The organism is Anaerotruncus sp. G3(2012) (assembly GCF_000403395.2).
Lineage (GTDB): Bacteria > Bacillota > Clostridia > Oscillospirales > Ruminococcaceae > Anaerotruncus.
On record NZ_KE159675.1, the window covers coordinates 52044 to 55023 of the forward strand.

The following is a 2980-nucleotide window of genomic DNA, read 5'->3' on the forward strand; positions in this document are numbered from 1 at the left end:
ATTTTACCACGTTCTTTTCTCCTTGTGAATACAGGTTCTAAAATATATCACAGCGGAAGCAATCCGGGCAGGACGTACAGAAATTGCTCTAAAAGGAAAGATTCGCACGATTCTGCTCCCAGGGAAGCTCTGCCGGAAGCTGAAAAAATACGCTGGAAAAAGAAAAATCGTCTCCGGAGAGGTATTCCTCACCAGAAACGGAAAAGGGTTGAGCCGCCGGCAGATCTGGGCGGAGATGAAGTCGCTCTGCGAAAAGGCGGGGGTTGCACCTTCCAAGGTCTTTCCGCACAACCTGCGGCACCTGTTTGCCCAAACCTTCTATCGGGTTTGCCGGGATGTGGCAAAGCTGGCGGATGTGTTGGGCCATTCCAGTATTGAAACAACCCGGCTCTATCTCATCTCCACCGAAGCGGAGCATGTCCGACAGATGGAACGGATGGGTTTGATCTGTTAGAACCCGTATTCACAACCATTCGACACCGTCTGAGCGGGTCTTTTGCCGGCCTGGCGCGTTGAAAAATCTTGCAATACACAAAGTATTGTCTGGGTTTTTTCGCCTTGCAGGGCAGCAAAATCCCTCGCCCATCCGGCATCCTCTAATTATGAATACAGGTTCTAAGAAAATGCAACAGAATTAATAGATTGAGATTCACTGCATGAAGGGGCGCTGTCTTTCAGCGCTCCAAAACAGAAAAAAGCCGCACCCAAAGGTGCGGCCTGAAGAAGGAAGGCAAACAAATATATGCCGGAGAAAGAACGCTTTGTCCGGCGTTATCTGTCGCGCAGAAAAACAGCTTTTCCACTTGTCATATCAAGGTTTTTATGCTATGATAACCATGATCTTCGATCATTTATCGTGGGAGTCGCTTTTTTTCGCCCCTGTTTTGAAACAGGTTATTAATTTTGTGATGAATGTTTGGAAGGAGGAAGCAGCGTGCCCCAGACGAGGCAGCATATACAGGGAGAGCGCCCGACGCATCAGCATAGAAGGATGGAAACAGGAGTTCTATTGACGCAGGAAAGCATAGAGCAGTTCTTGGATGCCTGCCAAAGCAGGGGCCGTGTGGAAGGGACGCTGCAATGGTACCGGAGGGGACTGAACCGTCTCTATCAGGCGCTGCCGGAGGATAAGTTTATCCGTCAGGGTGCGCTGGAACGGTGGCGGGAAGAGTTGGTGGAAATGGAGTACACGCCAGGTACCGTCAATATGTTCCTGTCGATTGCGAACTCCTATCTGGACTTTGTAGGGCATCGGGAGTGTCAGCTGGCAAGCCAGCTGAAGCCGAAAAGCAGTCTCCAGCCAGAGCTGACCCGCGACGCGGATGATACTAGAATACTTGGATTGGCCTTTGAGTCTATGGTGATCGGTGAAAAACAGGTAACAGATAAGGAGTCGGAAATACTTTCTCGGAATTATTCCGTTGGGGATAAAATCGTTTTCACAGAAGAAAGTAACGGAACAAGATATTTCTCCTCAGGGGTTTCCTATATTGAAACGGATTCCGCATGGTCCTCAGGAAAAGCTGGCCAAATCATTTTGGCTATGGGCGATTTTTCTGGCGCTTTAATGGGAGAATTTGAATTAAAGGATATCTATGCAGGGCCACAAAAGCTGATTGTTCGTTCTAACGGACAAATCCTTTATGATGCGGAGATCACTTCTGTGGAGGAACCAGTTAAATTTACAATCCCGGAAGAGTGCGTCAAAAATGGACAGTTGATACTGGACATGGAGTATCCGAATGCAGTTTCTCCGTCAAGCCGTCATGAGAGTACAGACAACCGTGAGTTAGCATTACGCTTTTCGTCAATCTATTTTTACGAAGATAGATAGAAGTGAGAGGTTTTTTAAAATTCTATAGGTCAGAATGGTTGAACAAATAGAACGGGCCCGTTCTATTCATAGCTCTGATTCTAAATTCAGAGCTATGAATCTTTCTGATCTTGAATGGAACGTATCCTTTTTGGTTGAAGAGGACAAGAAACTGAAAGGAAAAAGAAGATGGTAAAGTTTAAAGAGTGGCTGATCAAAAATATGACAGTACTGATAGCAGGGACCATAGGAGCATTTGTCTTTATAACAATATATGGAACGAAAATATTAAATCCTTGTTATACAGATTGGCTGATGAGCGGGGGAGATCTGTCACAGCATTATCTGGGATGGAAGATGTATCGGAACGGAGATTGGACATTCCCTATTGGTTTGACAGATCAACTTGCGTATCCGCATTACACTTCGGTTATATTTACAGATTCGATCCCTGTTTTTGCAGTTTTCTTTAAACTAATTTCTCCAATACTTCCAAATGATTTTCAGTATTTTGGATTCTGGGGGATCTTCTGCTTTATTTTGCAGGGAATGCTGTCCGCGAAAATTCTGCAAAAATTTTTGCGGAAGAAGTCGTTTATCTTGTTGGGAACAGCTTTTTTTATTTTAAGCCCTATCCATATTTGGAGAATGTTTGCCCATACAGCTTTGGCGGCTCATTGGCTGATTTTGCTGGCTATTTATCCCATCGTATATTATGAAGAAAAATTTTATAAAAGTAAAAATGCAGTTCTAATATATGGGCTGTTAGGAATTCTTTGCAGCTCGATACATCTCTATTTTATGCCAATAGTCGGAATGGTTTTGTGCGGTTTTCTTTTGGTCAGCATGGTAAAATCCAAAAAAATTTTTGAAAGCCTGCTTCCCTTGTTTTCATTCCTGTCGATGGGGATTATCACAGTTTATCTGCTGGGTGGATTTGCTTCGCATGCGTCTGCTGGTGGATTAGGGCATTACAGCTTTAATCTTAGAAGCTGTATTCATAAGCGTTTAAGCAAGGTATGGAAATGAGAAATTTTGACGATAGTCTCAGCAGATGAGACGGATATCTCATAATCTTTACTGAGACGTCTGGAATGATTGAGCCAGGAGAGGGTGCGTTCAACTACCCAGCGCCAAGGGAGTCTTTCCCATTGGTGGGGCTTGATT

The 2980-nt window shown here is 44.5% G+C and carries 3 protein-coding genes; all 3 read left to right on the forward strand.

Features of this window, described 5'->3' with window-relative positions; all coding sequences use genetic code 11:
• The first annotated feature begins 100 nt into the window (after nt 1-100).
• Complete coding sequence (locus tag C814_RS23035) at nt 101-454, forward strand: tyrosine-type recombinase/integrase (protein WP_255345283.1); 354 nt, start codon at nt 101-103, stop codon at nt 452-454.
• Between the two features lie 537 nt (nt 455-991).
• Nucleotides 992-1834 (forward strand): site-specific integrase, encoded by an 843-nt coding sequence (locus tag C814_RS15650; protein WP_155846400.1) that lies wholly within the window; start codon nt 992-994, stop codon nt 1832-1834.
• Between the two features lie 168 nt (nt 1835-2002).
• A complete protein-coding gene (locus C814_RS15655; protein WP_016316344.1) occupies nt 2003-2842 on the forward strand; it encodes a DUF6311 domain-containing protein in 840 nt (279 codons plus the stop codon).
• Nucleotides 2843-2980: the final 138 nt, after the last annotated feature.